The 2,731-nt window shown below is 75.3% G+C and carries 4 protein-coding genes; 3 read left to right on the top strand and 1 reads right to left on the bottom strand.

Translation table 11 applies throughout. The features are described 5' to 3' along the window. From ABD308_RS32030 to ABD308_RS32020, 3 genes are all read left to right on the top strand, one after another. Positions 1-444: FtsX-like permease family protein (locus ABD308_RS32030; protein ID WP_344342880.1), on the top strand; the 444-nt coding region annotated here is incomplete at its 5' end. An 85-nt stretch (positions 445-529) separates the two neighbouring features. Next, the gene (locus ABD308_RS32025) at positions 530-1,522 is read left to right on the top strand and encodes an ABC transporter ATP-binding protein (protein ID WP_344342878.1); all 993 of its coding nucleotides are present in this window, start codon (positions 530-532) and stop codon (positions 1,520-1,522) included. A gap of 73 nt (positions 1,523-1,595) precedes the next feature. Further along, positions 1,596-2,171 carry a helix-turn-helix domain-containing protein gene (locus tag ABD308_RS32020; protein ID WP_344342876.1) on the top strand — a complete coding sequence of 192 codons (576 nt, stop codon included), beginning with the start codon at positions 1,596-1,598 and terminating at the stop codon, positions 2,169-2,171. A 13-nt stretch (positions 2,172-2,184) separates the two neighbouring features. Here ABD308_RS32020 and ABD308_RS32015 read toward each other — a convergent pair. Continuing rightward, positions 2,185-2,731 (bottom strand): squalene/phytoene synthase family protein (locus tag ABD308_RS32015; protein ID WP_344342874.1); only part of this gene is annotated, 547 nt, incomplete at its 5' end.

The raw sequence follows: 2,731 nt of genomic DNA, 5'->3' as shown, positions 1-2,731 counted from the left end.
GACGACCCGCTCCAGCGGTCCGCCGGCCGGCTGTTCTGGACCGCCGTCCTCGGCGCGGGCTCGCTCGCCCTGCTCGCCGTCCTGCTCACCCTGGTCCGGGCCGCGCCCGAGCGCACCGCCCTGCTCGCCCGGCTGCGCACCATGGGCCTGCGTCCCCGGCAGGGCCTGACCCTGATCCTGGTCGAGACCCTGCCGCAGACCCTCGTCGCGGCCGTCGGCGGCGGCCTCGCCGCGCTCGCCGCGGTCGCCCTGCTCGGCCCGTCCTTCGACCTGTCGATCCTGGTCGGCGCGGAGATCGCGCCCGGACTGCCGGTCTCCGTCCCGGCGGTCCTGCTGCCGACGCTCGGCCTCGCCGCGCTCGTCTCGGCCGGCATCGTCGCCGAGGCGTTCATCGCGGGCCGGCGCCAGATCACCACCGAACTGCGCGCGGGGGACCAGCGATGAGGCCCCCGGCGGCGAACCGTCCGCTCCCGACCCCAGTCCCAGACCCCGACCCCGGCACCCCGGTGCCGACGAGAGGAGAGCCGCGGTGAACGGCAGCGCCGAGGACCAGCGGACCGCCCACGCCCCGACCTTCCAGGAACTCCAGGAACGGGCCCGGGCCGCCGCGGCCGGACCCAGGGCCGCCTACGGCGCGGACGCCGCCATCGTCTGCGACCGGCTGGTGCGCATCTTCAGTGCCCAGGGCGTCGAGGTGCAGGCCCTCCAGGGCCTCGAACTGACCATCCGCCAGGGCGACCTGGTCGCGCTGGTCGGCGCCTCCGGCAGCGGCAAGTCCACCCTGCTGACCATCCTCGCCGGCCTGGACGTGCCGACCGCCGGCACCGCCACCGTGGCCGGCTGCGACCTGCTGGAGATGTCCCCGCGCGAGCGGCTGCGCTACCGCCGCGAGGTGGTCGGCTTCATCTGGCAGCAGACCGCCCGCAACCTGCTGCCCTTCCTCACCGCCGCCGAGAACATCGCCCTGCCGATGCAGCTGCGCGGCCGCCGGACGCACGGCGGGGCGCGTCAGCAGGCGGCCAGGGTGGCCGAACTGCTGGAGGCGCTGGAGATCGGCGAACTCGCCCGCCGCCGGCCGAGCGAGATGTCCGGCGGCCAGCAGCAGCGGGTCGCCATCGCCGTCGCGATGGCCAACAACCCGCCGGTGCTGCTCGCCGACGAGCCCACCGGCGAGCTGGACTCGGAGACCGGGGCGAGCATCTTCGAGGCCTTCCGCACCGTCAACCGCGACCTCGGCGCCACCGTCGTCATCGTCACCCACGATCCGATGGTGGCCGGTGAGGTCCGCCGCACCGTGGCCATCCGCGACGGCCGCACCAGCAGCGAGGTGCTCCGCCGCACCCTCACCGACGAGCACGGCGAGGAGTCGGTCAACGAGACCGAGTACGTGATGCTGGACCGCACCGGCCGCGTCCAGCTCCCGGCCAAGTTCCTGGAGGCCCTCGGCATGGAGCACCGCGTCGCGGTCGAGCTCGCCCCCGACCACATCGCGGTGCGCCCGGACGACCTCGAAGGGCACTGACCGGCCGGCGCTCCGGTCCTGGGATACTGGGCCGGAACGTTCCGCGGTGGCGACAGGTGGTGAGGGGCGGCCGATGAGCAGCCGGGTGAGGGTGCTGAGGAAGCAGAACCGGCTCAGCCTGGAGGCGTTGGCGGCGCGGGTCGGCGTCACCAAGAGCTATCTCTCCAAGGTGGAGCGCGGCCTCAGCGACCCGTCGATCTCCACCGCGCTCAAGCTCGCGCACGCGCTGAACGTGGACGTCGGGCGGCTCTTCTCGGACGAGGTCGAGCCCGAGCTGGTCACCGTGGTGCGGGCCGGCGAGCGGACCCCGATGGGCGGGGCGACCGGCCCCGGCACCACGCGCTACGAGGGCATCGCCACCGGGCTGCCGGGCAAGCGGATGGTGCCGTTCATGATGCACCCGCCGCTGCGGCCCGCCGAGGCGCCGTTCAAGTCCCACGCGGGCGAGGAGTTCCTCTTCGTCCACGACGGCAGCGCCGAACTGGAGTTCCCGGAGCGGACCGTGGCCCTCGCCGCGGGCGACAGCGTCTACTTCAACGCCGCCCTGCCGCACCGCTGCCGCTCCACCGGCGCGGCGCCGGCCCGGATCCTCGTGGTGATCCACGACGACCCGGCCGGCCCCGGCGACCACGTCCCGACGCTGCCCTGACCGCCGCCCGTGCTCAGCGGCGGAAGCGCCGGGCCCGCAGGTACTCGCGGGCGAGCAGGCGCAGCGCGGCCGGCTTGGCCGGGCTCGCGGAGCGGTGCAGCAGCGCGCCGAGGTCGGCGCGCGCGGCGGCGCTGGTGAGCGTCTCCACCTCGACGACGCAGCGCACCATCGGCCGGTGGGCGTCCGGGACCAGGGCGATGACGGCCCGGCCCTCGGCCAGCGCGCGGTCCGCCGCGTCGAGCAGTTCGCCGAGCAGGGCCCGCACGGCCGGCCGGTCGTCGGCCCGCTCCAGCTCGGCCCGGGTGACGCCGTGCCGCTCCAGCAGCCGGACGGGGACCGTCAGCCGGCCGTCGGCGAGGTCCTCGGCGAGGTCGTTGACGAAGTCGAGCCGCTGGCTGCCGTCGATGAAGGTCCGGCAGGCGGCCCGGTAGGCGCTCTGGTCGCCGGGCGGGCCGAGCAGCGCGGCGACGACCATGAAGCCCGGCAGCGAGTACCCGTCCACGTAGCGCTGGTAGTCCTCCTCGGCGGCGAACCCGGCGAAGTCGAGGTCGGCGTCGGCC

This window comes from Kitasatospora putterlickiae (genome assembly GCF_039527695.1).
Classification (GTDB): Bacteria; Actinomycetota; Actinomycetes; order Streptomycetales; family Streptomycetaceae; genus Kitasatospora; species Kitasatospora putterlickiae.
The sequence above is the reverse complement of the archived record's forward strand: the minus strand, read 5'-3'. Positions and strand labels throughout refer to the sequence as shown.

Bases quoted from the DNA above. Each gene is read 5' to 3' on its own strand.
- ABD308_RS32020 (WP_344342876.1), top strand. From the start codon at position 1,596: ATGAGCAGCCGGGTGAGGGTGCTGAGGAAGCAGAACCGGCTCAGCCTG.